Raw genomic sequence first — 25,505 nt, 5'->3', positions numbered from 1 at the left:
CTGAGCCGGGCGGCCAGGCGTCAACCTAACCAAGGTGTGTACCTCGTGTGAAGGTTGGAGTGTGGAATGTCCGATACGTAATTGTGATGTTCGCAGTGACGTTCGAGAGGGAAGAGCCGAGAGTCGCGATTTCCTGTGAGAGCCTGGTGAATTCGCGATCCTGTTGAACATCACGCAGCCGTCCTCCGTAGGAAACGGGGGATCTCCATCCCGGGCCGGTGAACCCAGACCGGCGAACCACAGAGGACGACCTTGGCGCGCACCAGCCGTAGCCGGAGCAGCAACCGTGGACATCCGTCGGGTGCCCGCCGTACGACCCTCGCCGCGGCCGTGCTGCTGGGCGGCGCCGCGCTGGTCGTGGCCGGCGTCTACGTCTCGACGGCCGAGGGGCGGGGGGCGGGCCGGGCAACCGCCGGTGCGGGCGCCACGGTTCGACAAGGCGCCCCCGGCCAGGGGCGGAGCGCAATCGGCCCGGCCCACGGCGAGAACGGCGCCGGCCAGAGCGGAAACGGCCCCGTCGTCTCCGACTACACGGACATCACCTCCGTGGAACCCGGCCTCCCGAGCCCGCCCGAGCTGTCCGGCGCCTCGCGCGGCAGCTTCACCTCCGACTGCGGCGTCAACGCGGGCGGTCTGTTCAACTCCGACAACGTCATCGTCGCGCCCGGCGTCGCCGACGGCGCCCACCACGTCCACGACTACGTCGGCAACCAGGGCAACAACGCGTTCGCGAGCGACGACGACCTCGCGAAGGCGAGCACGAGCTGTGCGGACCGGGGCGACAAGTCCTCATACTACTGGCCGGTGTTGCGCCTCCAGAACGGCACGCGCGAGCGCGACGCGGAATCCCCGGGCGGCGGCACGGAGGGCAACGCCGGGCAGATCGTCACGCCGAATCAGGTCACGCTGACGTTCGTGGGCAACCCGCGCGGCAAGGTCACCGCCATGCCCCGGCTGCTGCGCATCATCACCGGGGACGCCAAGGCCGTCGTCAACGGCCCCGGCAACGCCAACGCCTCGTGGAGCTGCACCGGTTACGAGGACCGGCAGCTGACGGACAAGTACCCGCTGTGCCCGGCGGGCAGCGACGTCGTGCGCACCTTCCGGTTCCAGAGCTGCTGGGACGGCCGCAACACGGACAGCGCCGACCACCGTACGCACATGGCCTTCACCGGCCCCGACGGCTCGTGCCCGGCCGGCTTCCGTGCGATCCCCCAGCTGGTGCAGCGCATCGTCTACGACGTCCGCGCGCCGAGCCTGCGGGACGGCGGCCGTACGGTCCCGCTGTTCGCGATCGACTCCTTCCCCGACCAGTTGCACAAGCCCGTCACCGACCACAGCGACTTCGTCGACCTCTTCGACGCGAGCCTGATGCGGGAGATGGTCGACTGCATCAACTCCGGCCGCGCCTGCGAACCCGGCCGCGGCGGCTCCGGTACGGCAGCCGTGCCGACGGCCGCCCCGAGTACGGCGGCGGGTGCGGCACCGAGTGCCGGCGCGTCGCCCGCACCGTCCCCGGCCCTCCTCGCCGGGGCCCCCGCACCGTCCCGGTCATGTTCCTCCGGGCCAGGGAGGTGCAGGACGACCGGCCCGTCGGGTGTGCTCACCGCGAGCGCGGTCTCCTTCTCGGACTCTTCCAGGAGCTTGCCGGTGTAGACGTACTCCACCTCCACGCCGGACAGGCCGCCGCCGGTGCGGACCGTGCGGTACGTCGCCCTGCCGGTGTTCTCCTCCGCGGCGACGAACTGCCGGAGCACCGTGCCCGCGTCGGCGTTGCCGTCCTTGCCGGTCCACACGCGCAGGAAGCCGATGTGGCCGGCCGGTTTCGCATCGATCTCGCAGGCGGCGGTGACCGGCCCCCGGCGCAGGAAGCTGTCGGCGAGCGCTCCGGTCGGATCGCCGTCGGAGCCCTTCGACGCCCTCGACAGATCCGCCTCGGCGTCGATCGACATGGCCTTCCAGTCCCGGGCGATGTCGAAACGGACCGGCAGCGGGCAGCCCGAACCCGGCGCGCCGACGGTGCCGCCACTCGGCGTCGCCGTCCCCGCGCCCCTCGCGGACGCCGACGCGCTCGCGGCCTTCTTCCCGGCAGCGTCCGCCGACCCCGCGCATCCGCCGAGCACTGCCGCCAGCGCCGCCGCCGCGTCGGCGTTGCCGTCCACGGCCCCCACTCCGACCTGCATCGTCGTCTCCCCTCCTGAGCAGAGGCGCACCTGTGGCCGAGGCCCCGGCAACGCCGACCGGAACATCCCGCGCGGGTCCGCCCGGGCCCACCCGGCCGTCCGCTCACTAGGGTGCGGGGTGTGCCTACCTTGCTGATCGTCCATCACACGCCGTCGCCCAACTGCCAGACGCTGTTCGAGGCCGTCCTCGCCGGCGCGACGACACCGGAGATCGAGGGCGTCCGCGTCGTGCGGCGCGCGGCCCTCGCCGCCACCGCCTCCGACGTGCTGGAAGCCGACGGGTATCTGCTCGGCACACCCGCGAACCTCGGCTACATGTCCGGTGCGCTGAAACACTTCTTCGACCAGATCTACTACCCCTGCCTGGACCAGACCCGGGGGCGCCCCTTCGGCTACTACGTGCACGGGGGCAACGACGTCACCGGCGCCGTCCGTGCCGTCGAGGCCGTCACCACCGGCCTCGGCTGGCGCCGCGCCGCCGAGCCGGTGACCGTCACCGGCGAGCCCGGCAAGGCCGACACCCAGGCGTGCTGGGAGCTCGGGGCCACCGTCGCGGCGGGGCTGATGCCCGACGAGCCTCCCCGCCGGTAGGGGCCGTACGCACCGATGACGCGAGAGCCGCGGACGGGGATGCCGCCTGTGCCGTGCTCGCCCTGCGCCACCGGCTGATCCCGCCCACCGCCAACCTGGACACCCTCGAACCGCGCCCGGACCTGGACGTCGTCAGCACGGTGCCCCGCCGACCGCGCGCTCAGGGCATCCAGTCGGCCGCCGCCCGGGTGAGGTGGCGGCGCGGCGCCCGGGCGTCCCCGGCCCGGCGCGCGCCGCTGCCGGGGTCCTCCGCGAGCGGCCGTACGAAGAGGCTGACGGCGGCCTCCTCCGCGAAGCCGTTGCGGCGCATCAGCGCGGCGGAAGCGGTGTTGCGCCGCTCCACGTCCGTGACCACGCACACCGCTCCGGCCGCGGCCAGCCGTGCGCAGCACTCCTTCACCAGCCGGGAGGCCACCCCGCGCCCCTGGAAGGCCGGGTCGACCGCGATCCACTCCAGGTAGCCCCAGTCGGCCCGCTGCTCGAACGACAGCGACCCGAGCACGAACCCGGCCACCCGGTCCCCGTCCAGCATCACCAGACAGGCCGGGTCCGGGGCGTCCAGATGCCCGGCGACCGCGGACAGCGACCAGCCGGTGTAGGGCATGGCGTCGGTGTCGTACACACGGTGGCCGAGGTCGAGGACGGCCGCCAGATGCTCGAAGCCGAGAGGCCGGAGCGTCAGTTCCCCGGGTGGGGGCGGTGCGTCGGCCATGGGCACTCCCTTCGGGCGGCATTTCGCAGCATATGTCCGCACCGGGCATCCGGCACGGCCGCCGCGCGCTCCCCGAGCCTCCGCCGTCGGGGCCCGCGCGGCCGTCAGGGCTTGCGCGCCACCCCCACGTACACCGGCTGCACCTCGCGCACCCGCATCTGAGGCCCGGGATGCCAGTCGGTGGCCGCGACGACGCCGGGCTCGCACAGCTCCAGACCCTCGAAGAACCGTGTCACCTCGGCGTGCGAACGCGCCCGGACCGTCGCGCCGCCGGAGCGGTAGACGGCCTCGATCCGCGCCCAGACCTCCGGGTCGAACTCGGCGCCGCCGTGGGACAGCGCCAGATGGCTGCCGGACGGCAGCGGATCCAGCAGGGTCCGCACGACACCGTACGGATCCTGCTCGTCGGGGACGAACGGCAGCAGCGCGATCAGCGACAGGCCCACGGGCCGGCTCAGGTCGAGGTGCTCGCGGGCGTACTCCACGATCCGCTCCGGCTCGCGGACGTCGGCGTGCAGATAGGCGGTACGGCCCTCGGGGGTGCCCCGGAGCAGCGCCTCGGCGTGCCGCAGCACGATCGGGTCGTTGTCCGCGTACACCACCCGCGCACGCGGCTCGACCGCCTGCACGACCTGGTGGAGATTCGGCTCGGTGGGGATCCCCGTGCCCACGTCCAGGAACTGGTCGACACCCTGGCGGGCGACGTACCGCGCGGCGCGGTGCATGAACTCGCGGTTGGCCCAGGCCGTGTCCCTCGCGCCGGGGAAGATCCCCAGCACCGCGCCCGCGGCCTCGGCGTCGACGGGGTAGTGGTCCTTGCCGCCCAGGAACCAGTCGTACATCCGGGCGGGGTGCGGCCTGCCGGTGTCGATCCGGTCCGGGCTGAATCCGGTGTCTGTCACGTCGGCTCTCCGTGAGGATCGGGGGGTGGGTGCCTCGTGGCGCCTGTGAATCTACCGGGGCGTGTGAACTGCCGTGCGCCAGGGGGACATTCGGGGACAGCCCCTGCCGACGCAGCGCCGCTGCAGGGAGGTTGATTCACTCCTCGGGCGTCGTCGTCGGCGCGGTCGCCCGCAAACCGCGACCGGCGAAGGGGTCGGGCCGGTAGCGTGAGCGCATGTACGCCACACGGATCTCCCGGCGGGTGCAGGCGCCCCCGCACGCCGTCTACGGGGCGCTGACCGACCCGGACGCGCTCGCGGCCTGGCGGGTCCCGGCCGGCATGACCGCGTACGTCCACCGTTTCGACGCCGGCGAGGGCGGCACCTTCCGGGTCTCCCTCACCTACGACGAAGCGTCCGCCCCCGGCAAGTCCGGCGGGCACACCGACACCTATCACGGCCACTTCGCCCGGCTCGTGCCCGGCGAACTGGTCGTGGAGGTGCTCGCGTTCGAGACCGACGACGACGCCGTGCGCGCCACCATGACCATCACGACGACGCTCACCGCGGCCGACGGCGGCACGGACGTGGAGATCCTGCACGAGGGCGTTCCCGACGGCATCCCCCGCGAGGACAACGAACAGGGCACCCGGACGGCCCTCGACAACCTCGCCCGGCTCGTCGAGAGCCGTCCGCACTCCGGGAAATAGATCTCGAACGACGGAACCACCGCGAGGGAATTGCGGTCTTAAGGTCCGTCGAAGGCCGGGATCGGCCTGGTCGCTCCTTAACCGGGGGAATGAGACACATGTCCGTTGGCACTCGCACGCACAGCCGCAAGATCCTGCTCACCGCCGTGGCCCTGACCGGCGGACTCACCCTGGCCGCCGTGACACCCGCCCTCGCCGGCACCGGCGCGAGCCACACCACCCGGGCCGCCGCCGTGTCCTCCGCCCAGGGCGACCCGCGCAATGTCACCCAGCACGTCGCCGACTTCTACGGCGCCTACATCGACGCCGTCCGGGCCACCGACGACAAGTCCGCCGGCCCGGCCGCCGACGCCCTGCGCCGCTTCTACCTCTCCGCCGCCGCCCAGAAGACAGTGGCCGCCTTCGAGAAGAAAGAGCACGCCGACGGGATCCTGTTCGCGCAGAGCGTGCCCGTGAAGTGGACCGTGGCGTACACCGGCTCCGGCGCGGGCCACGCCACCAGCCGTGTCACGCTCACCTGGAGCGACGGCAAGCACCCGGAGGTCTCCCGGATCGACGTCCGGTCCGACCTGAAGACCCTGAAGATCACGGACCTCAGGCCGGTCCGCTGAAGCCAGGGCGTGCGATCCCGCTCCGCCCCACTCGGGGCGGGGCGCGCGCCCTTCACACCGTCACCCGTGCCGGTGGCCGTCGTCGCCTGCCCGGCCGTGATGCCGGCCCCGCTCGACCACGGTGCGGTGCACGGCGATGAGCGCGGCGTCGTCGTCCAGCCGGCCGCCCACATGGGTGAGCAGATCGCGCCGCACATGGTGCATCAGCGCCTCGGGGCGGTCCTCGGTCCAGCGCGCCGCCCGGTCGGTCAGCGGATAGAACAGGCCGCGGGCGTCCCTCGCCTCCACCACGCCGTCGGTGTAGAGCAGCAGGGTGTCACCCGGTTCGAAGGAGAACACGTCCAGCGTGTGCTCGGCGTCGCTGTGCACCCCGAGTGGCGGCGACGGGTGCAGGCTCGGGACCGTGACCGCGCTGCCGGGGCTCAGCAGCAGCGGCGGGGGATGACCGCAGCTGGTCATCCGGGTCAGGGGATCCTGGTCCGGTATCTCCACCAGCAGCGCGGTGGCGAACCGCTCGCCCGCCTCCTCCAGCGGTTCCAGATCCGCCGCATAGCGGGTGATGCTCTGGTCCAGCAGGACGGCCAGCTCGGGGAGCGGGATGTGCCGGTGCGCGCTCTCCCGGAACGAGCCGAGCAGCAGGGCGGCCTCGCCGATCGCGGCCAGCCCCTTGCCCCGCACGTCGCCGATCATCACCCGCACCCCGCCCTCGTACTGCGTCACCGCGTACAGGTCGCCGCCGATCTGCGCCTCGTCCTCCGCGGCCAGGTACAGCGAGGCGATCCGCAGCGGACCGATCTGCTCCGGCAGCGGCCACATCAGCACGTGCTGCGCGGCCTCGGCGACCGAGCGGATCTGAGCCAGTTGGGCCTGCCGGCGCTCCCGCACGGCGCTGTAGACCACCACCAGCACCGACAGCACCGCGAGCGTGATGATCTGCACGACGTGGTTCGTGGTGGTGACGCCGCCATGGGCGATGCCGATGAGGACCTGGGCCGCGAGGGCCAGCGCCCCGACGGCCGCCGTGGTGCGGGGACCGGCGAAGGAGGGCGTGAGTGCGGGGGCGATCACCAGTGCCGGGCCGAGGTGCACGTTGGTGGGTGTCTGCACGTCCGCCACCGTGATCACCACGATGAGCAGGACCGGGAGCAGCAGCAGTGCGTGCGAGGACAGCCAAGGATGCCGCGCACCCCCCGTCCCGATCCGGGGTCTCATGCCTCCAGCGTGCTCCCGGGCCGGACCCGCCGCACGTCAGGCCCCTCCTCGACGGGTCAGTACACCCGGCTGAGGATCTCCAGGACCTCCCGCTCCCCGGCAGCCTGCAGCCGGGGCGCGTTCCTCGTCACCGCGTCCGCGTCCGCGTCCGCGACCGCGCCCGCCGCGACCGCGCCCGCCGCGATCGCGCCCGCCGCGATCGCCGGGAGCAGCGAGCGGTCCGCGCCGAGCGCGCGCAGCGGGCGCTTGACGTCGAGGGCGCCGGACAGCTCCCGCACCGCGGCCACGGCCGCCCGCGCCCAGTCGCCGTCGGCCGGCGCCGCCACGCCCAGCGCCCGGGCCGCCCGCTCGTACGGCTCCCGTGCCCGGGGCGTGCTGAACTCCATGCCTTCCTCCAGCACGGCGGCGAGCGCGACTCCGTGCGGGGTGCCGGTGTGCGCGGTGAGCGCATGCCCGATGCCGTGGACCAGGCCGAGCGCCGACATCGGCGCCCGCTTCGTCCTGCTGGTGGGCGCGGTGGTCCTGGCCCTGGGCGGCCTGGTCTCCCATTTCCCGGCCCCGGAGGCGACGGACCTGGACCTGGCGAGGGCGGCCCGCGCCCCGAAGGGGCGGCGCGGAACCGCGCGACGGTAGTCCGTCACCTCCGGCGGCCAGGGTGAACTCCTGGACGGTGGACGGCAGTTACCCCGACGGCGCCTACCGGTTGACCGACCGCATCCCCGCCTCGTCGTACCGCTCACCCGACACCTGCGGCAGCTCGGCGTCGATGCGGGCCAGGTCCTCCTTGGTCAGCTCGATGCCGACCGCGCCCGCGTTCTGCTCCAGGTAGGTGCGCCGCTTCGTGCCCGGGATCGGCACCACGTCCTCGCCCTGGGCCAGCACCCAGGCGATGGCCAGCTGGGCCGGGGTGACGTCCTTCTCGGCCGCGATCTCCTTGACCTTCGCCGCGAGGCGCTGGTTCGCGTCCAGGTTGGCCTCCGCGAAACGCGGGTTGCCCCGCCGGAAGTCGTTCGCGTCCAGCTCGTCCGGCGAGCTGAAGCGGCCGGCGAGGAAGCCGCGGCCGAGCGGGGAGTACGGCACGAAGCCGATGCCCAGCTCCCGGCAGGCCGGCAGCACCTCGGCCTCCACGTCCCGCGTCCACAGCGAGTACTCGCTCTGCACGGCGGTGATCGGGTGCACGGCGTTCGCGCGCCGGATGGTCTCCGCGCTCGCCTCGCTCAGCCCGATGTACCGGACCTTGCCCTCCTCGACCAGCTCCTTCAGCGCGCCCACCGTCTCCTCGATCGGCACGTTCGGGTCGACGCGGTGCTGGTAGTACAGGTCGATGCGGTCCGTGCCCAGCCGCTGCAGCGAGCCGTGGACCGAGGCGCGCACGTGCTCGGCGGAACCGTCCTGCGGGCCGATCGTGCTCATGTCGCCCGGTACCGCGTTGTCCATCCGGTAGTTGAACTTCGTCGCGAGCACGTACTCGTCCCGGTGTCCCCGGATCGCCTCGCCGACCAGCGACTCGTTGGTGAGCGGGCCGTAGAGCTGCGCGGTGTCGAGGAAGTCGATCCCGAGCTCCAGAGCGCGCCGGATGGTCAGGACGCCCTCGTCCTGGTCGGCGGAGCCGTAGAAGGCGGACATGCCCATGCATCCGAGGCCGATGGCCGATACCTGGAGGTCCCGCAGACTGCGCTTCTGCATGTGATGTCCCAGCCTTTCCCGTACATGCGGTCGTCGTGCCGTGCGTCTGCGACGCTACGAGTTGGAGCGCTCTCCAAGTCAAGCAACGCTCCGCTCCGGGTCAGGAATCCAGCCGCACCGGCAGCTCGAACAGGTCGTTCTGGGTGACCACCGGCTCGTTGTGCAGGTCCTCCGCGGCAACCGCCAGGTCCAGGCGGGGGAATCGAGCGTACAGCGCGGGCAGCGCCACACCCGCCTCCAGCCGGGACAGGGCGGCGCCCGGGCACACGTGCGGGCCGTGGCCGAAGGAGATGTGCCGGTTCCTCGTACCCCGGGTGATGTCGAACTCCCCGGCACGCGGGCCGTGTGCCCGCTCGTCACGGCCGATCGCGCCGTACGACACGACCAGCGCGTCCCCGGCCGGGATCACCCGGTCGCCGACCGGCACGTCCTCGGTCGCGAAGCGGATGAGCACGTGCGAGGCCGGGGCCGGGCGAATTGCCGATCCAGTCGGCGGTCGGCTGGTGGTCGGCCGCCATCATCACCATCAGGTCCTGGGTGATCTCCTCGTCGGTGGAACCGCTGTCGTCGGCCGGCATCCGGGAGACCACGTCACGCGCCGGCTCCGACATCCGGTCGGCGATCAACTGCCCCATGACGTGGCCAGATGGGCCTGCCCCGCGAGGGCCCGCTCACGGCCGTCGATCATGTCGTTCAGGGCGGTGACCAGACCCGGGCCGTCCTCGTCGGAGAAGCCGTGGAGCCGGGCGAGGACGCGCACGGGCAGCAGCATCGCGTACTGGGCGACCAGGTCGGCCTCGTCGGTCGTGCACAGCGCGTCGATCAGCTCGTCCGCGAACCGCTCGGCGTGCCGCCGCAGTTCGAAGGGGGCCACGGCCTCCGGGGCGTTGCTGGCCATCGTCGCGCGCTGCCAGTGCCGTTCGCCGACCGTGTGGAGGACCGACGGCTGGCGGCGGCCGATCATCGGCAGCAGCGGCCAGTCGTCGGGTATGTGCTCCCCCTGGTTCCACAACTCGGAGTCGCGGCTGAACAGGACGGGGTCGCCGGTGGCTTGATGCAGTTCGCGGTTGCCCAGCACCAGCCAGGCCGGGACGTCGCCGTCGAGCAGGACCGGTACGACGGCGCCGTGCTCGCGCCGCATCTCCCGGTACAGGCGGGCGGGTTCGGCCGGGAACCGGGGTCCGCCGATCGGGACGGCGTCGGGGGTGGTCACACGAACTCCCCCCGGGGCAGGCCGGCTCGGACCGGCGGTCCGGCGTACCGGTGCCGCACATGCTCCACGAGCGCGGCGGGCGGCGTCGGGGGCTTCGGTGGCTGTGCCGTCGCGGGGCCGGGTTGGTGAGGATGTCCTGGGGGACGAGCATCAGCACACCCGTGTCGCCCCGCGCGGACGGGCGGAACGACACTTTCAGGCCGTGCTTGCGGGCGAGGCGGCCGACCACGGCGAGCCCCAGCCGGGTGCCGGTCAGGCCGCCCAGTCCAAAGACGTCGCCGGAGACCGCCCGCTCGGCACGGCGCGGCTGCACCTCGCCCATCACCAGGCCGCTGTCCTCCACGGACACGATGACCCCGGCCGGCACCTCCTCGACGTAGACGTGCACCGTTGCCGTCGGCGGCGAGAACTTCGCGGCGTTGTCCAGGAACTCGGCCGGCGCGTGCATCACGCCCTCCGCGGCGCGCAGGGCCACGGCCACCTCACTGGCCGAGTGCACCCGCACCCGTCGTATCCGGCGATGCGGCCCATCGCGCCGCGCAGGGTCGACTCCATGCCGATCGGGCGCGCCCAGCGGCGGCCCGAGCGCGCCCCGGCCGGCACGGCGACGGAGTCGGCGAGCCGGCTCGCCTGCGCGGTGCGGTGGTCGGGCTGGAGCAGGTCGGCGAGGACGTCCTCGTCGGAGTGCCGGTCCTCCATCGCGCGCAGGTCGGCGAGGGTGGCCGTGGCGAGGGCCTGCAGCCGGCCGGCCGCGTTGGAGGTGGCGGCGAGCACCGTGACCCGTTCGCGCCGCGTCTGCTCCAACTCGGCCGCCAGCCGCGCGTTGTCACCCCGCAGCCGGTGCGCCTCCCGCCCGCCCGCTCCAGCCGGGTCCGCTCGGCCTCGAACGTCTCGGTGAACTCGGCGCGCTGCTGCGCGAGTTCGTCGATGTGCCGTTGCTGCTCCTGGCGGGTCACCTCGCTCGTACGGGCCTGTTGGTGCAGGAGCCGTCCGAGATCCCGGGTCACGGCCTCCAGCCGGTGCCGCAGACCGTGCGTGGTGCGCAGGCCGTGCGCGGCCGTGGCGACCGCCGCGCTCAGCACGGCCGCCGCCGTGCCCGCGCCCGAGGCCAGCGGAGTACGCACCGAGTCCGGCGCCGCCGCCACCGCCGCGCAGACCGCGAGCGCCGACAGGGCGCCGATCGCGGCGAGGACGCAGAAGAAGGTGCGGAGAGGGGGTCGTTCGCCGGCATGCGTGGGCGCGGTCATCGGTCCGGTCCTCGCGGCAGGGGGGGGAGGTGGCGGCTGGCCGAAACAATCGGGTGGTGAGACGTGACGCACGGTGGTGAACTGGCGGTCACTGTACGAGAGTTCGTAATCGAAAATGAAAGGTTCCGCATTCGATCCATGAAGTGGGCGGTCAGAACCGCGCGTTGGACGCGAACACCGGATGAACCGGGCGTTCCGGACCCGTGTGAGCGGCACGCGGCGTGGGCGCGGCGCGTCGGGGCGGGTGCAGGGGATCCTGATCAGAAGGACGGAAACCGGGCCCCTCGGGTTGCCTCGCCGGGCCGGATTTCCGCGCCCGCGACCTGTGGGTCTTTTCATACCCCCGGGCATGCGCAATGGATCTTGACGCCCGCCTTCCGGATCGCTGAACTGTCACCGACCGGGCCTCACCACCACAGAGGCCCACACCGGGGGAGGGACCGGGCATGCATGGCGTGACCCGCACGGAGGGGGTAGGCCGACCGGGTGAGACCCGCACATCTATACGATGGCGCCTGAAAACGGCGGATGTCGGAAAAACGCCGCCCACGGCTCGTATGCCGGAAGCGTGGCGAAGGGGGCGATGTGTATGACCGGGGAGCAGAAGGCGATGGGCTGCCGTGTCCCATGACGACTGAGACGACCGAAAGGCGCATCGAGACCTGCCGCTCCCTGCTCGCCCGGCTCGCGCGGTTCACCGGGCGCACGCTGCGCGGCGAGTGGCACGCGATCGTCGTCGAGCCGGTACGGCGCCTCGCGCGCCGCGGACTGTCCGGACTGCTGCTGGCCTTCGTCGCCGCGTTCGGCGTCATCTTCTTCCAGGCCATCGCCCAGCACCCCCTCGGCCGGCTCTGGGTGACCCGGCTCGGCGGCGTCAAGGCCGACCTGCCGCTGTGGCTGTCGTTGCTGCGCACCCCCGTGTCGCTGTACGTACCGGCGCTCGACCTGCCGGTGTGGGCCGGCATCACCCAGCTGTTCCTCGCCTTCGCCTGGGCCGAACTGGCCCTGGGCCGGGCCCGGACACTGGCGATCTCCTACATCACCACGCTGGCCGGCACGCTCACCGCCCGAGTGATGATCGCGATGGGCCCCGGCTGGGGCGGCCTCGGCTTGCCGCCCGCGGCGGCCCATGTGCTCGACACCGGTCCCTCCGCCGCCGTCGTCGGCCTGTTCACCTATCTCGCGGTGATCAAGCGGGCGCCGGTGGTGTTCACGCTGACGGGCGGCTCGATGGTCGTCGAGTCCGTCGCCATCCCCAACCTGGCGGGCCGCGAGCATCTGATCGCGGTGGGCTCGGCGATCGCCCTCGGGCTGCTGCACGGCCGCCGCGCGTGGCTGCGGGCACGGCTGCGCTCCCTGCTGCCGCCGCGCCGCCGCACACCCGCGACCGCCCCGGCGGCACCTGCCCTCGCACCCGCTGCCGCCGCGCCGGCCGCCTCCGCACCCGCGCAGTCCCGGACGGTGCCCGCCCCGGCGCGGGCCGACCGGCGCGGGGACGCGGCGATGACCTCCGCGGAACGCTGACCGGCCGGCGCCCGACTGTGGCGTCGGCCACCCCGGCGGTGTGATGGTTTTCGCACGACCGTGCCGGGGGGAACCCCTAGGGTTGCCGCGAGAAACGGCAGGTGTGGCAGACACCGTGGTGTTCGTCGCCCGACAGGCAGCCGAAGGGATTCCAGGATGTTCCGCAAGGTGCTGGTCGCCAACCGTGGAGAGATCGCGATCCGCGCGTTCCGGGCGGGCTACGAACTCGGGGCGCGCACCGTCGCCGTGTTCCCGCACGAGGACCGCAACTCGTTGCACCGGCTGAAGGCCGACGAGGCGTACGAGATCGGGGAGCCGGGCCACCCGGTGCGGGCCTACCTCTCCGTCGAGGAGATCGTGGGCGCGGCCCGCCGGGCGGGTGCCGACGCCGTCTACCCGGGGTACGGCTTCCTGTCCGAGAACCCCGAACTGGCCCGCGCCTGCGAGGAGGCGGGCATCACCTTCGTCGGCCCCGGCGCGGCGACCCTGGAGCTGACGGGCAACAAGGCCCGCGCGGTCGCCGCCGCCCGGGCGGCGGGCGTGCCCGTGCTCGGTTCCTCCCAGCCCTCCACCGACGTGGACGAACTGCTGCGCGCCGCCGAGGAGATCGGCTTCCCCGTCTTCGTCAAGGCGGTGGCGGGCGGCGGCGGTCGCGGCATGCGCCGGGTGCAGGACCGCGCCCAGCTGCGCGAGTCCATCGAGGCCGCCTCCCGCGAGGCCGCCTCCGCCTTCGGCGACCCGACCGTCTTCCTGGAGAAGGCCGTCGTGGACCCGCGCCACATCGAGGTGCAGATCCTCGCCGACGGCGCGGGCAACGTCATCCACCTGTACGAGCGCGACTGTTCGCTCCAGCGCCGCCACCAGAAGGTCATCGAGCTGGCCCCGGCGCCGGGCCTCGACCCGGAGCTGCGGAACCGGATCTGCGCCGACGCCGTCCGCTTCGCCCGCGAGATCGGCTACCGCAACGCGGGCACCGTGGAGTTCCTCCTCGACTCCGACGGCAACCACGTCTTCATCGAGATGAACCCGCGCATCCAGGTCGAGCACACCGTGACCGAGGAGGTCACCGACGTCGACCTGGTCCAGGCCCAGATGCGCATCGCCGCCGGCGAGACCCTCGCCGACCTCGGCCTCGCCCAGGACACCATCACCCTGCGCGGTGCCGCCCTCCAGTGCCGTATCACCACCGAGGACCCCGCCAACGGCTTCCGCCCGGACACCGGCCGGATCAGCGCCTACCGCTCCCCGGGCGGCTCCGGTATCCGTCTGGACGGCGGAACCACCCACGCCGGTACGGAGATCAGCGCACACTTCGACTCGATGCTGGTCAAGCTCACCTGCCGGGGCCGGGACTTCGGGGCCGCGGTGGGCCGCGCCCGGCGTGCCGTCGCCGAGTTCCGCATCCGCGGTGTGGCCACCAACATCCCCTTCCTGCAAGCGGTCCTGGACGACCCGGACTTCCAGGCGGGCCGGGTCACCACGTCCTTCATCGAGCAGCGCCCGCACCTGCTCACCTCCCGTTCCTCGGCGGACCGCGGCACCAAGCTGCTCACCTACCTCGCCGACGTGACGGTCAACAAGCCGCACGGCGAACGCCCCGAACTGCTCGACCCCGTCACCAAGCTGCCCGCGCTCCCGGCCGGCGAGCCCCCGGCCGGCTCCCGCCAGCGCCTCGTCGCCGTCGGCCCCGAGGAGTTCGCCCGGCAGCTGCGCGCGTCGCCGGCCCTCGGCGTCACCGACACCACGTTCCGCGACGCCCACCAGTCCCTGCTCGCCACCCGCGTACGCACCAAGGACCTCCTCGCGGTCGCCCCGGTCGTCGCCCGCACCCTGCCCGAGCTGCTGTCCCTGGAGTGCTGGGGCGGCGCGACGTACGACGTGGCGCTGCGCTTCCTCGCCGAGGACCCCTGGGAGCGGCTGGCCGCGCTGCGCGAGGCCGTACCCAACATCTGTCTCCAGATGCTGCTGCGCGGCCGCAACACCGTCGGCTACACCCCGTACCCGACCGAGGTGACCGACGCCTTCGTGCAGGAGGCCGCCGCCACCGGCATCGACATCTTCCGTATCTTCGACGCCCTCAACGACGTCGGCCAGATGCGCCCCGCCATCGACGCCGTCCGCGAGACCGGCACCGCGGTCGCCGAGGTCGCCCTCTGCTACACCGCCGACCTGGGCGACCCGTCCGAGCGCCTCTACACGCTCGACTACTACCTGCGCCTGGCCGAGCAGATCGTCGACGCCGGCGCACACGTCCTCGCGGTCAAGGACATGGCCGGACTGCTGCGCGCCCCGGCCGCCGCGAAGCTCGTCTCGGCGCTGCGCCGCGAGTTCGACCTGCCCGTGCATCTGCACACCCACGACACGGCGGGCGGCCAGCTCGCCACGTACCTCGCCGCGATCCAGGCGGGCGCCGACGCGGTGGACGGCGCGGTCGCCTCCATGGCCGGTACGACCTCGCAGCCGTCGCTGTCGGCGCTCGTCGCCGCCACCGACCACTCCGAACGCCCCACCGGCCTCGACCTCCAGGCCGTCGGCGACCTGGAGCCGTACTGGGAGGGCGTCCGCAGGATCTACGCCCCGTTCGAGGCGGGCCTCGCCTCCCCGACCGGCCGCGTCTACCACCACGAGATCCCCGGCGGCCAGCTGTCCAACCTGCGCACCCAGGCCGTCGCGCTCGGCCTCGGCGACCGCTTCGAGGACATCGAGGCGATGTACGCCGCCGCCGACCGCATCCTCGGCCGCCTGGTGAAGGTCACCCCGTCCTCCAAGGTGGTCGGCGACCTCGCCCTGCACCTGGTCGGCGCCGGGGTCTCCCCGGACGCCTTCGAGGAGACGCCCGACCGGTTCGACATCCCCGACTCGGTCATCGGTTTCCTCCGCGGCGAGCTGGGCACCCCGCCCGGTGGCTGGCCCGAGCCGTTCCGCACCAAGGCCCTCAAGGGGCGCGGCGAGCCCAAGCCCGCGCCCGAACTGTCCGCCGACGACCGCGAGGGACTCGCCAAGGACACCCGGGCGACGCTCAACCGGCTGCTGTTCCCCGCCCCGACACGCGAGTTCGACACCCACCGGCAGTCCTTCGGCGACACCAGCGTGCTGGACAGCAAGGCCTTCTTCTACGGCCTGCGCCCCGCCAAGGAGTACGCCGTCGACCTGGAGCCCGGTGTCCGGCTGCTCATCGAACTCCAGGCGGTCGGCGAGGCCGACGAGCGCGGGATGCGCACCGTGATGTCCTCGCTCAACGGCCAGTTGCGCCCGATCCAGGTCCGTGACCGCGCGGCCGCCTCGGACGTACCGGTGACGGAGAAGGCCGACCGCGCGAACCCCGGCCACGTGGCGGCGCCGTTCGCCGGTGTGGTGACCCTCGCGGTGGCCGAGGGCGACGAGGTCGCCGCCGGTGCCACGATCGCGACGATCGAGGCGATGAAGATGGAGGCCACCATCACCGCGCCGAAGGCGGGCCGGGTCGCCCGGCTGGCCATCAACCGCATCCAGCAGGTGGAGGGCGGCGACCTGCTCGTCGAGCTCGGCTGACCCGTACACACCTGCGCCGCGACCGGATGCCCTGCCGGTCGCGGCGCAGGTGTGTCTCCGGCGCGGCTACAGCCGGTCGCCGCGTTCCCGGAGCCGGGCGAGCAGCAGGTTCGGGTCCTTCCGTGTGAAGTACGCGGCGTTCGGCACGTAGACGACGCGGCCGAGTACGGCGACCGACGTCGGGTTGGACAGCCCGTCCTGCTGTCCGAGGGCGGCCGCGTGCGATCCGTCGCGGCGCACCAGGACCACCTGGTTGGCCTTGTTCAGCGCGGCCACCACCGTGCGGCCGGAGCCCGTGAAGGCGAAGTCGTCGATGCCGGCGAGCCCGCGGGCCAGGGTCTCGGCCCGGCCCGCGGAACCGTCCTGGCCGACGGGGATGCGCAGCAGCGTGCCGCGGTCCGTGTTCGACACCCACACGGCACCGCGGTGCACCTTGAGGCCGTTGGCGCCGCAGCCGCCCGCCGAGGCGCCGGTCAGCGGCTCGAGCGCGGTGTCCCGGGCCCACACGGTGGCCGGTCCGCCCTGCTGCGGGACCCGCCAGACGGTGCCGAGCACCGAGTCGGCGGCGTACAGCACGCCCCGGTGCTCGTCGAGGGCCAGGCCGTTGGGATAGCCGTTCGCCGGCAACGGGGCGATCTGCTCGGGTTCCTCGCCGGGGGCGAGGCGCCAGATGCCCGTTCTGCTCGTACCGGTCGCGTAGTTGACGTACAGCGTGCCGTCGTGGGCGCGGGCGATGCCGGTCACGACGGCCTTGTGCACGAGCGGGGTGTCCGGGTGGGCGACGGCCGGCAGGGTCGCGCCGATCCGGGTCTGTCCCTCGGGCGTGACATGGGCGACCTGCCGGGCGTAGGCGAGGGTCAGGTCGGCGGAGCCGTCGGGTTCGAGCGCGATGTTGTCGGGCGTCTGCCCGGCGGCCAGGCCGAAGTGGGCGGCGATGCGGGCGTCGGTGACGACCGGCTCGGTGCCGGTCGCGGGCGCCGCCGCGACCACGCCGAACGCGAGCGCGGCCGTGGCGGCAGCGGCCAGGCGGGGGAGTCGGGGCATGTGACCTCTCTCGGGACGGCGCGCGGGCGCCGGCGTGCGGGGTCACACCACCATGCGGCTGCGCCGGTCGCCGGGGGCGAGCGCCGGGCCGCGGGATCGCCCGCGCGGCTCAGCACCCGCCGCGGCGAGCGGCGCGCCCGGGTGACGGTCGGTGCGGTCGCCGGGCTTCGCGGCCGTCACTTGGGCATCGGTCCCGGAGAGCCGGTCCCCGAGCGTCAGTCCCAGAGCGGGTAGTTCATCACCGGCTTGAACGTGTCCGGCCGGGCGCCGGGGTAGGTCAGGCTGAGGTTCGCGAAGCGCAGGAAGTACGGATGCTTTTTCCAGGCCTGCTCGCCGCTGAGCCGGATGACGACCGGGTACGAGTGGAAGGTGCCGGCCGCGCAGTACGGCTTGCAGTCGTTCACCATGTTGACGCCGACGGCCTTCGCCCCGTCCGGACCCCACTGGGTCCAGTGGAGTCCGGTCAGCCGGCTGTTGCCGTCGCCGCAGGCCAGGATGAAGTCGTTCGGACGGACGTTCCGGTGGAAGAAGCAGTCCACGAGTACGGGCTGCCCGGGCCGCGCCCTGACCGGGGTCGTGGCCGTGGTCGGCACGCTGGCCGACGCCGTCGTCATCGCCGCTGTCAGCAGGGTTCCTGCCGCCAGGGTCACCGCCGTACCCACCACTGATCCGCGCATGGCCGCTCCCACCGTTGTGCTGTGTCCGACCGCGTCCACTCGACGCTACGACCGTACGGCCATTTGCACCAGTCGCGCAGGTCGGACGGCGTGGCGGCCGTGTTCAGCCGTGCTTCACGGTCAGCCCGTAGAACGCCACGCGGGCGCCGTCGGTGGTGCTGTCGGAGGAGGACTGGTTGTAGGAACCGGCCTTGAAGTACTGCTTGTACTGCTGGAACGACGACGCGATGGCGTAGTGGGTGGTCGTCCCGTTGACGGTCAGATCGATCGTGTTCCCGCCGGAGACGGCGATCGTATAGCTCCAGGTGTTCCCGATCGCAACATGTCCCACGGCGTGCGAGGTCTGGCCGCCGGACGGCGAGTTCTCGGTGCCGAGCACGATGTCGCCGTTCGCGTGGTAGTACAGCTCCAGCAGCGGCTTGGTGGACGAGCCGCCGCTGCCGAGGTGGATCTGCCCGACGCACACGTTCTTCGTCACCGACACCACGCGCAGCGTCGCGCTCATGCTGTGCGAGCCGGACAACGCCCAGTCCGCGGCGCTGCCGTCGCGGTTCATCTCGCGCAACTCGGAACGCGCGTAGTTCGAGTTGGGGGTCGTGACGCCCTTCTCGGGCGCCCAGAAGATCATCGCGCCGTCGCGGATGTCGGTGTAGAAGTACGCGTCCTGGTAGCCGTTCGCGCCCTGGAGCCGGGACGAGGGGATGATGGTCGGGCTGCCGGGGGAGCCCACCGGCTCCTGGAGTTCCCACACGGACAGGTCGAAGTTGCCGCCGGGGGCGACGTGCGGATCGGCGGCGAGCGCGCTGGGGCTGCCGAGGAGGGCGAGCGCGAGGGCGAGGCCCGCGGCGGCCGGTACCGCGAGGAGCCGGGCTCGGGTCATGGGGGGTCCCTTCGGGCGGGAATGCGGCCGTCGTTCATATGGATGAACGACGGCCGCGTACATGGTCGTTGGTGACCCGAGAAGCTAGAGGTCCGGACCAGGCCCGTCAAGAGGTTCAGCAGGCGCCCTCGTCCTGCCACGGCCCCCACTGCGAGGCGCCGGGCACCTCGTTCTGGGTCCACCACTTGGCCTTCCAGTCGTGCTGGTTGTACGACACCTCGTCCCCGCCCGTGTACGCCGTCGACGCGTTCCACGCCGGCTTGCACGAGCCCGGGGTCGGCGTGGGGGTGGGTGTGGTGGTGGGCGGGGTGGCGCCCGCGAACTTCACCGAGTCCTTCGCGAAGTCCCAGTCGCCCTGCGCCACGCTGGAGCAGGTGCCGGACGTGCGGCCCCCGTTGTCCGGCGGGCTGCACTGCCGGTCGCGGTTCAGGGACCAGAACGTGAAGCGGTCCATGTGGTGGCTCGTGGCGTAGTCCAGCACGGTCTGGAAGTCCGCCTGGGTGAAGATCTCGCCGGTGTCGCTGCGGCCGTTCATGCCGGAGAAGCCCTCGTGGGCGTATGCCGTCGCCTGGTCCCAGCCGAAGGTCGACTGGAGGATCGCGTTGAAGTTGGTCAGCGCGCTGGTCTGGCTCGCGGCGCCGTTGAAGCCGCCGTCGAACGGCATGATGGAGAAGTTGTTCGGCGTGAACCCCTGGGACTTGGCCTCCAGCAGCATCTGCTTGCCGAACCAGCCGGTGCCGTCCGCGGTGCCGGCCGTCGTCACGGAGACGTACAGCCCCGGGTTGTTCTGCTGGAGGATCTTGGCTGCGCCGATCTCGTTGTGGATCGCCGCCGTGTTCTCGTACTCCGGCTCCTCCAGGTCGAAGTCGATCGCGTGCAGGCCGTACTTGGTGATGACCTGCTGGTAGGCGGCCGCCGTGGCGGCGGGGTCGGCACAGTCCTGGCCGAGCTTGGTGCCGCCGTAGCCGCCGATGGAGACCGACACGTCCCCGCCCTTGCCGCGGATGGTGTTGATCATCGACTGCACGGCCGTGTCCGAGGAGACCGGTGCGGTGCCGCCCCAGGTGGGGGTGCAGCCGCCGCCGTTGGGGGCGAGGACGAACGCCAGCTGGAAGGCCTTCAGGCCGGTCGCGTCCATGATGGCGGACGGGTCCGGCGGGTCGTTGTCCAGCGGCATCAGATAGGGGGCCGCGGCGTACCAGCGGTCGCTCAGCGCGGTGGTCGCGCCCGAGGCGTTGCCCGCGACGAGCGCGGTCGTGCCGGCGGCGGCGAGGGTGACGGCCGCCGCCGCGCCCAGACATGCCCGAAGCCGTTTCACTTCGTGCCTCCAGAGGGTGGGGGTGGGGAGTCCCCGGTACGGGGAGCCCCACCCTCCGGGAGCTGTTGCGGCCACGTCAATAAGTTGGACTAGACCAGCGTGCTCTTTGGACTAGACCATGCGATTCCTTTACCTGTCGTCGACCAGCCGCACCGTGAACCCGCGGTCGAGGGGCAGGCTCGCCGTGGCGATCGTCGTGACGTGCGTGTCCGGGTCGAACGACCAGGCGGATGCGGGCAGTCGGCGACCGTCGAGCAGGACGAGTGCGGGCGCCGTGGCGCCGTGCACGGTGAACCGGTACGCGCGGGCGTCCACCTTGCCCGCGTAGTCGCCCTTGCTCGCGCCCACCGAGACCGTCGTCCCGCCGCCGTCGGAGTGCAGGGACACCCGCTGGCCGGCCGCCGCGCCCTTCGTGAAGTCACGGGTCACGCCGTCGTCCTCGTACAGCGTGTACCGGCTCGTGCCGCGGGCCGCCGGGTACAGGTCCCAGTCCAGCTCGTTCCGGTCCCGGGTCTGCCAACTCGTCGTCCCCTTCGGCCACATGGGCACGACCGCGCCCTCGCGCACGAACAGCGGCAGGGTGTCGAGCGGGGCGTGGTAGCCGTTGAGCGTGGTCGGACCCTGGTAGGTGCGGCCCGTCCAGTAGTCGGTCCAGGTGCCCTTCGGCAGGTAGATGCCGTCGCGGGTGTCGGAGTTCTGGTAGACCGGGGCGACGAGGAAGTCGGGCCCGGACAGGAACTCGTACTTCGCCTGGTCCGCGAGGGTGTCCGGGTCGTCCGGGTACTCCAGCCACAGCGGGCGGACCGCCCCCACCCCGGTCTTCGCCGCCTCGGCGGACAGGGTGTACATGTACGGCAGCAGCCGCTCCTTCAGCTGGAGGTACTTCCGGTTGATCGAGGTGTACGGCTCCCCGTCCAGCCAGGGCTGCTGGTCGGCGGGCTTCTTCGTGGTGAGGTCGGTCGCCCAGCCGTCCATGGTCATGATGGCCGGCAGGAACGCCTTCCACTGCAGGTCGCGGGCGTACATCGTGGCGTCGTGGCGGTAGATGCTGCCCACGTCGCCGGTGTCGTACGCGATACCGGACATCGTCGCCCCGGCATAGGCCGGGATCTGCCAGCGGATGTAGTCCCACGACAGCTTCTGGTCGCCGCTCCACAGCACCCCGCAGCGCTGCGCGCCCGCCCAGGACACCGGCAGCCACACGAATCCGCGCGCGTCGCTGTTGTCCTCGATGCCCTTCTTCGCCGCGTCGCACGCGTCGAGGGCGAACTTGTAGCCGTTGCCGACCCAGGCCACGTCCAGCTTGGCCACCCGCTGACCGGCCTTGACCTGGTCGGCGAGCTTGTCGATGCCGTCCTGGGTCCACAGGCCGAGCTGGGCGTGGCGGTCCTGGAGGCCCTTCGCGGTCTGCTCCAGGTTCTCGTACCCGCAGCCGTAGCCGTCGTTGACCAGCATCCAGCCGAGCGGCATCCGGTGCTGCGCGTACCCGTCGGCGATCTTCAGCGCGTCCAGGGTGTGCCGCTCGCCCCGGTTGGCGTTGTGCAGGTAGCAGTCGGAGTCGCCGGGCTCGAGGCCGTACACCGGGGGCATGAAGGGTCTGCCGACCAACGCCGTGTACTTCCCGATCACTTGCTTGGCGTCACCGAGGAAGTAGTAGGCGTCCAGGCGCCGTTCCTGCTGGCCGGTGGTGACCGGCCGGCCGAAGGTGTACACGCCGGGCGCGAAGGTGTTGCGCAGGACGCCGTAGCCGGCGCTGGAGAGGTAGAACGGCTGGGAGTTGTTGTAGCCGCCCTCGTCCCAGTCGAAGCTGTTGGCCACGTACATCGTCTGCCCGCGGTGCGAGAAGCTGCCGTTCTGCTCGCCGCCGCCGAAGAACTGCTCGTCCGCGCCGCGCGCGAGACTCTGCCGCATCCCGCCGGTGGACCAGCGCAGCGGCTTGTCCTCCTGCCAGATACGGGTGCGGTTGTCCGGCTTGTAGAGGCCGAAGCGCAGCGGCTTCTTGTAGACGCGCAGGACGGCCTGCGGCGAGCGGATGCCGTAGTAGTCGCCCGCGTCGAAGGACGAGGTGTGCCGCTGGAGCGCGGGCTCCCTGCGCACGATCGCGGTGCCCGCCGGGTCGCTCAGCGAACCGGACGGATCGGCCTGGAGCCGGAGTTGACCGCCCGTCAGGAAATCGGCGCGCGCCGCCAGCCGCCCGGCCCCGATGGTGTAGCTGCCGTCGCCGCCCGAGAAGGAGGTCAGGTCGCTGGCGTCCGTGGTCGCGGGCAGGTACGCCGTGCCCGTGAAGGAGCTGTCGTGCACGTCGTACGGCACGACCAGCACGTGGTACGTCCCCGACGCCCGCGGGATCACCGTGGCCTCGGGGTCGGCGGTGCCCGCGCTGGACGCCACCTGCTTGCCCTGGTCGTCGTAGACGTACAGGTCGAAGTCGTCGGAGGGCTTGTCCCATCTGATCGACAGCGGGACGCCGCCCTCGGGGTTGTCGTCCCAGTAGCCGGCCGGCACCGAGACGGTCAGGTCGAAGCGGTCGCAGACCGTGTCGCCCGGATCGCTGCCGGCGGCCGGGCAGCTCTCGGTGCCGCCGCCGGTGCCCTTGGCGTAGACCGGGCTCTGCCAGCTGACGCTGCTGTGGGCGGTGTCGAGCACGGCGCCGGAGGCGGTGGCGGCGGCCTGGGCGGGCGCCGGTCCGGCCAGCACGGTCGCCGCCAGGGCGGTCGCCAGCCCCAGCGGCGCCCAGGCCGGCCGGGGCACACGGTGGCGCGGTCTTTCCAGTCCTCGCGGTCGTTGCGGTCTGTGCACGGCGGAACAGCTCCCCTCGCGGCACTGCGGACTGACTGTTCTGAGCGATGATGCTCGGAAACGCTTGAAACATGCTTCGATCGAGCAACTTCAAGCACGCAGCCTCAGGGGTTACACAGGTTCATGTCAAGAGCGCGGGTGCGGAAGACGGGGCGGACACGACGAGGGCCGGCCCCCTCGTCGACGGGGGCCGGCCCTCGCGGCCGGGACGTTCGCGGTCGTCTCAGGCGGTGTTCTTCCGGAGCACGATCTGGGTCTGCGTGGTCTGGCCGACCAGCCGGTCCCGGTCGTCGCGCAGATCGGTCTGCACCACCAGCAGCGTGCCGCCCAGGTGCAGGGTCCGGGCCGTGGCGTGCACGTGCCCGGAGGCCACCGCCCGCAGGAAGTTGGTCTTGGACTCCACCGTCGACGTACCGGACGCCCCCTCGGGCAGGTTCAGGTACGCGCACACCGCCCCGACGCTGTCGGCCAGCGCCATCAGGGCCCCGCCGTGCAGCACGCCGCCGGCCGTGCACAGCTGCGGGGACCACGCCAGGGCGCCGACGACCCGCTCGGCCGCGGCCTCGCGCAGTTCGATGCCCAGGCCGGCCGCGAAGGGCATCGCGGCGAGCAGGTCGGCGGGCTGGGGGACGGGTGGCATGGCGTACCGCCTTTCACGCGACGGATCACATCGGTCGGTCGTCAATCCTGCGCCGACTCCCGGAGCTTGGCCAGGGTCAGCACGCCGCCCCCGATGCCCCAGCCGCCGTCGGCGACCTCCTCCACCAGGACCATCGTGGCGGCGCGGGCCCGCTCTCCGTAGACCTCGACGTACAGCTCGGTGGCGCGGGTGACGAGCAGCTCCTTCTGCTGCGCGTCCAGGCTTCCGGCGGGCACCTTGAAATTCGCGAACGGCATGGTGACTCTCCTTCTTTGACGGTGTATCAGAGGGAACTTCCGGTGGTGAGCAGGTCGTCGAGGCCCGCGCGGCGGAAGAAGTCGGCGCGGACGCGGTCGGCGACCGCGGAGACGACCTCGCTGCCGTCCCGCGCGGGGTCGACATGCGTGCGCAGCGGGCGCCGCCCGGCGGGCAGGTCCACCAGGCGTACGACGTCCCGGGCGACCTCCGCCACGTCCGCGTCCGGCGGCACCAGCGCCGCGAGGCGCTCGTCCAGCCCCGCCAGGAGGGCGCCGTAGCGCTCGTCGTAGGCGTTCGCGCGTCCGGTGTCGGCGGGGGTGCCGGCGTGCAGGAAGTGGTTGGTGCCGGAGGTGAAGGCGCCCGGCACGACGATCGCGGTGTCGATGCCGAACCGGACCAGCTCGCCGGCGTAGCTGACCGCCAGCGCGTCCATCGCCGCCTTCGCCGCGAAGTACGGCCCCAGGAACGGCGGGCAGCCGCCGCGCGTGCTGGAACTGCCGATCCACACCAGCAGTCCCGCGCCCCGCTCCCGCAACGCGGGCAGAGCGGCCCGGTTCACACGCTGGGCGCCCAGCACGTTGACGTCGTACAGGTCCGCCAGCTGCTCGGGGGTGAAGGCCTCGGCGGGCCCGGTGACCATGTGGCCCGCGTTGTGCACCACCACGTCCAGGCGGCCCTGTTCGGCGAGCACCCGGGCCACGGCCGCGTCGGCGCAGTCCTGGGAGGTGACGTCCAGGTCGACCGCGTACAGGGACACGCCGTGTCCGGCCGCGTACCGGTCCAGGCCGGCCACCGCGGGTGCGTTGCGGCCGGCCGTGTCGCGCATGCCCGCGTAGACGGTGTGACCGGCGTCGGCGAGGGCGCGCACGGTGAGCGCGCCGAAGCCGCTGGAGGCGCCGGTGACCAGGATGGTGAGGGGAGTGTCGGTCGTCATGGTTCCTCGGTGGGGGTGGGGCAGGGATGAGCGGGAAGTGAGAGGGGTTCAGATGATGCCGCCGTTGGCGCGGACCACCTGGCCGTTGACCCAGTGGCCGGCCGGGGAGGCGAGGAAGGCCACCACCCGGGCGATGTCCTCGGGCGTGCCGAGGCGCTCCAGCGGGGGCTGGGCGGCCAGGGCGGCGACGGCCGCCTCGTCCTTGCCGTCCAGGAACAGATCGGTGGCCGTCGGTCCCGGCGCGACGGTGTTGGCGGTGACGTCCCGGCCGCGCAGCTCGCGGGCGAGCACCAGGGTCAGCGCCTCGACCGCGCCCTTGCTCGCGCTGTAGGCGCCGTACGACGGGAACGCCAGGCCCACCACGGAGCTGGAGAAGCCCACGAACGCGCCGCCCCGGCGCAGGGTGCGGGCAGCCTCCCGGGCGACCGCGAACGTGCCGCGCACGTTGGTGCGGTGCAGTGCGTCCAGCTCCGCGAGGTCCAGCTCGGCGATCGGCGCGAGATACATCCGGCCCGCCGCGTGGACCACGACGTCCACCCCGCCGAACTCCTCGGCGGCCGTGCCGAACAGCGCGGCGACCTGCTCCTCGTCGGCGACATCGGCGCGGACGGCGAGCGCGCGGCCGCCGGCCGCGGTGATGTCCGCGACGGCGGCCTCGGCCAGGTCGCGGTTGCCCGCGTACCCGACCACCACGGCGTGTCCCTCGGCGGCGAGCCGGACCGTGGTCGCCCGGCCGATGCCGCGCGAGCCGCCGGTGACGACGGCGACGCGAGGCGTCGAGGCGGCGGCGGTCGAGGGGGTGGGGGGCGAGGGGGTGGGGGCTTCGGCGGACATGAGATCTCCAGTCGCTGAGG

The 25,505-nt window shown here is 72.6% G+C and carries 22 protein-coding genes and 4 pseudogenes; 7 read left to right on the top strand and 19 right to left on the bottom strand.

The features are described from left to right. Nucleotides 1–384 precede the first annotated feature (384 nt). Nucleotides 385–1,432: pseudogene (locus BIV23_RS15840) on the top strand (DUF1996 domain-containing protein); the annotation flags it as partial. A 175-nt stretch (nt 1,433–1,607) separates the two neighbouring features. Here BIV23_RS15840 and BIV23_RS51860 read toward each other — a convergent pair. Then, nucleotides 1,608–2,183 (bottom strand): annotated as a pseudogene (locus BIV23_RS51860) (lipoprotein); the annotation flags it as partial. A 120-nt stretch (nt 2,184–2,303) separates the two neighbouring features. Here BIV23_RS51860 and BIV23_RS15830 point away from each other — a divergent pair. Next, nucleotides 2,304–2,774 carry a flavodoxin family protein gene (locus BIV23_RS15830; protein WP_071381474.1) on the top strand — a complete coding sequence of 157 codons (471 nt, stop codon included), beginning with the start codon at nt 2,304–2,306 and terminating at the stop codon, nt 2,772–2,774. Nucleotides 2,775–2,934: 160 nt separating this feature from the next. Here BIV23_RS15830 and BIV23_RS15825 read toward each other — a convergent pair whose 3' ends face one another. Beyond that, on the bottom strand, nt 2,935–3,486 hold the full coding sequence (locus BIV23_RS15825) for a GNAT family N-acetyltransferase (RefSeq protein WP_071381473.1): 552 nt from the start codon (nt 3,484–3,486) through the stop codon (nt 2,935–2,937). A 104-nt stretch (nt 3,487–3,590) separates the two neighbouring features. Further along, complete coding sequence (locus BIV23_RS15820) at nt 3,591–4,388, bottom strand: SAM-dependent methyltransferase (RefSeq protein ID WP_079173183.1); 798 nt, start codon at nt 4,386–4,388, stop codon at nt 3,591–3,593. Between the two features lie 215 nt (nt 4,389–4,603). On the opposite strand from BIV23_RS15820, the gene BIV23_RS15815 reads away from it, so the two are divergent. Then, entirely contained in the window at nt 4,604–5,077 is a 474-nt protein-coding gene (locus BIV23_RS15815) for an SRPBCC domain-containing protein (RefSeq protein WP_071381472.1), read from the top strand. Between the two features lie 98 nt (nt 5,078–5,175). Next, on the top strand, nt 5,176–5,688 hold the full coding sequence (locus tag BIV23_RS15810; protein WP_245790543.1) for a hypothetical protein: 513 nt from the start codon (nt 5,176–5,178) through the stop codon (nt 5,686–5,688). A 60-nt stretch (nt 5,689–5,748) separates the two neighbouring features. Here BIV23_RS15810 and BIV23_RS15805 read toward each other — a convergent pair whose 3' ends face one another. Beyond that, nucleotides 5,749–6,900, bottom strand: coding sequence for a PP2C family protein-serine/threonine phosphatase (locus tag BIV23_RS15805; RefSeq protein WP_079173182.1), 1,152 nt, complete (start codon nt 6,898–6,900; stop codon nt 5,749–5,751). A 56-nt stretch (nt 6,901–6,956) separates the two neighbouring features. Continuing rightward, nucleotides 6,957–7,385, bottom strand: a complete 429-nt coding sequence (locus BIV23_RS15800; protein ID WP_071381470.1) for an iron-containing alcohol dehydrogenase — start codon at nt 7,383–7,385, stop codon at nt 6,957–6,959. On the opposite strand from BIV23_RS15800, the gene BIV23_RS50320 reads away from it, so the two are divergent. Beyond that, nucleotides 7,357–7,533, top strand: coding sequence for a hypothetical protein (locus BIV23_RS50320; RefSeq protein ID WP_177239904.1), 177 nt, complete (start codon nt 7,357–7,359; stop codon nt 7,531–7,533). The genes BIV23_RS15800 and BIV23_RS50320 overlap by 29 nt on opposite strands. A 63-nt stretch (nt 7,534–7,596) precedes the next feature. Here the strand turns inward: BIV23_RS50320 and BIV23_RS15795 are convergent, their stop codons facing one another. From BIV23_RS15795 to BIV23_RS50315, 4 genes and pseudogenes are all read right to left on the bottom strand, one after another. Continuing rightward, entirely contained in the window at nt 7,597–8,586 is a 990-nt protein-coding gene (locus BIV23_RS15795) for an aldo/keto reductase (RefSeq protein WP_071381469.1), read from the bottom strand. A 100-nt stretch (nt 8,587–8,686) separates the two neighbouring features. Further along, a pseudogene (locus BIV23_RS51855) lies at nt 8,687–9,224 on the bottom strand (cytochrome P450); the annotation flags it as partial. Next, complete coding sequence (locus tag BIV23_RS51850) at nt 9,209–9,799, bottom strand: cytochrome P450 family protein (RefSeq protein WP_071381467.1); 591 nt, start codon at nt 9,797–9,799, stop codon at nt 9,209–9,211. The pseudogene BIV23_RS51855 and the gene BIV23_RS51850, both read right to left, overlap by 16 nt. 76 nt (nt 9,800–9,875) lie before the next feature. Then, nucleotides 9,876–11,046 (bottom strand): annotated as a pseudogene (locus tag BIV23_RS50315) (ATP-binding protein); the annotation flags it as partial. Between the two features lie 627 nt (nt 11,047–11,673). Between BIV23_RS50315 and BIV23_RS15775 the strand changes: the two are divergent. Then, entirely contained in the window at nt 11,674–12,570 is an 897-nt protein-coding gene (locus tag BIV23_RS15775) for a hypothetical protein (RefSeq protein WP_079173181.1), read from the top strand. Between the two features lie 156 nt (nt 12,571–12,726). Then, nucleotides 12,727–16,101, top strand: a complete 3,375-nt coding sequence (locus BIV23_RS15770) for a pyruvate carboxylase (RefSeq protein ID WP_071381466.1) — start codon at nt 12,727–12,729, stop codon at nt 16,099–16,101. A 66-nt stretch (nt 16,102–16,167) separates the two neighbouring features. On the opposite strand, the gene BIV23_RS15765 is transcribed toward BIV23_RS15770, so the two are convergent. The 10 genes from BIV23_RS15765 to BIV23_RS15725 all read right to left on the bottom strand — a co-directional run bounded on the left by BIV23_RS15765 (nt 16,168) and on the right by BIV23_RS15725 (nt 25,485). Continuing rightward, entirely contained in the window at nt 16,168–17,145 is a 978-nt protein-coding gene (locus tag BIV23_RS15765; RefSeq protein WP_071381465.1) for an SMP-30/gluconolactonase/LRE family protein, read from the bottom strand. A gap of 42 nt (nt 17,146–17,187) precedes the next feature. After that, nucleotides 17,188–17,325, bottom strand: coding sequence for a hypothetical protein (locus tag BIV23_RS50310; RefSeq protein WP_177239908.1), 138 nt, complete (start codon nt 17,323–17,325; stop codon nt 17,188–17,190). 35 nt (nt 17,326–17,360) lie between these two features. Continuing rightward, on the bottom strand, nt 17,361–17,822 hold the full coding sequence (locus tag BIV23_RS15760; protein WP_071381464.1) for a hypothetical protein: 462 nt from the start codon (nt 17,820–17,822) through the stop codon (nt 17,361–17,363). A 103-nt stretch (nt 17,823–17,925) separates the two neighbouring features. Next, nucleotides 17,926–18,702, bottom strand: coding sequence for a polysaccharide lyase family 7 protein (locus BIV23_RS15755; protein WP_071381463.1), 777 nt, complete (start codon nt 18,700–18,702; stop codon nt 17,926–17,928). 115 nt (nt 18,703–18,817) lie between these two features. Next, a complete protein-coding gene (locus BIV23_RS15750; protein ID WP_071381462.1) occupies nt 18,818–20,020 on the bottom strand; it encodes a carbohydrate-binding protein in 1,203 nt (400 codons plus the stop codon). Nucleotides 20,021–20,149: 129 nt separating this feature from the next. Further along, nucleotides 20,150–22,771 (bottom strand): glycoside hydrolase family 31 protein, encoded by a 2,622-nt coding sequence (locus BIV23_RS15745; RefSeq protein ID WP_071381461.1) that lies wholly within the window; start codon nt 22,769–22,771, stop codon nt 20,150–20,152. Nucleotides 22,772–23,042: 271 nt separating this feature from the next. Beyond that, the gene (locus BIV23_RS15740; protein ID WP_071381460.1) at nt 23,043–23,459 is read right to left on the bottom strand and encodes a PaaI family thioesterase; all 417 of its coding nucleotides are present in this window, start codon (nt 23,457–23,459) and stop codon (nt 23,043–23,045) included. 41 nt (nt 23,460–23,500) lie between these two features. Continuing rightward, a complete protein-coding gene (locus BIV23_RS15735) occupies nt 23,501–23,716 on the bottom strand; it encodes a tautomerase family protein (protein ID WP_071381459.1) in 216 nt (71 codons plus the stop codon). A 26-nt stretch (nt 23,717–23,742) separates the two neighbouring features. Further along, nucleotides 23,743–24,651 carry an SDR family NAD(P)-dependent oxidoreductase gene (locus tag BIV23_RS15730; RefSeq protein WP_071381458.1) on the bottom strand — a complete coding sequence of 303 codons (909 nt, stop codon included), beginning with the start codon at nt 24,649–24,651 and terminating at the stop codon, nt 23,743–23,745. 48 nt (nt 24,652–24,699) lie between these two features. After that, the gene (locus BIV23_RS15725; protein WP_071381457.1) at nt 24,700–25,485 is read right to left on the bottom strand and encodes an SDR family oxidoreductase; all 786 of its coding nucleotides are present in this window, start codon (nt 25,483–25,485) and stop codon (nt 24,700–24,702) included. Nucleotides 25,486–25,505: the final 20 nt, after the last annotated feature.

It is taken from the genome of Streptomyces monashensis (assembly GCF_001866665.1).
Taxonomy (GTDB): domain Bacteria; phylum Actinomycetota; class Actinomycetes; order Streptomycetales; family Streptomycetaceae; genus Streptomyces; species Streptomyces monashensis.
This window is presented reverse-complemented; position numbering and strand designations above follow the sequence as displayed.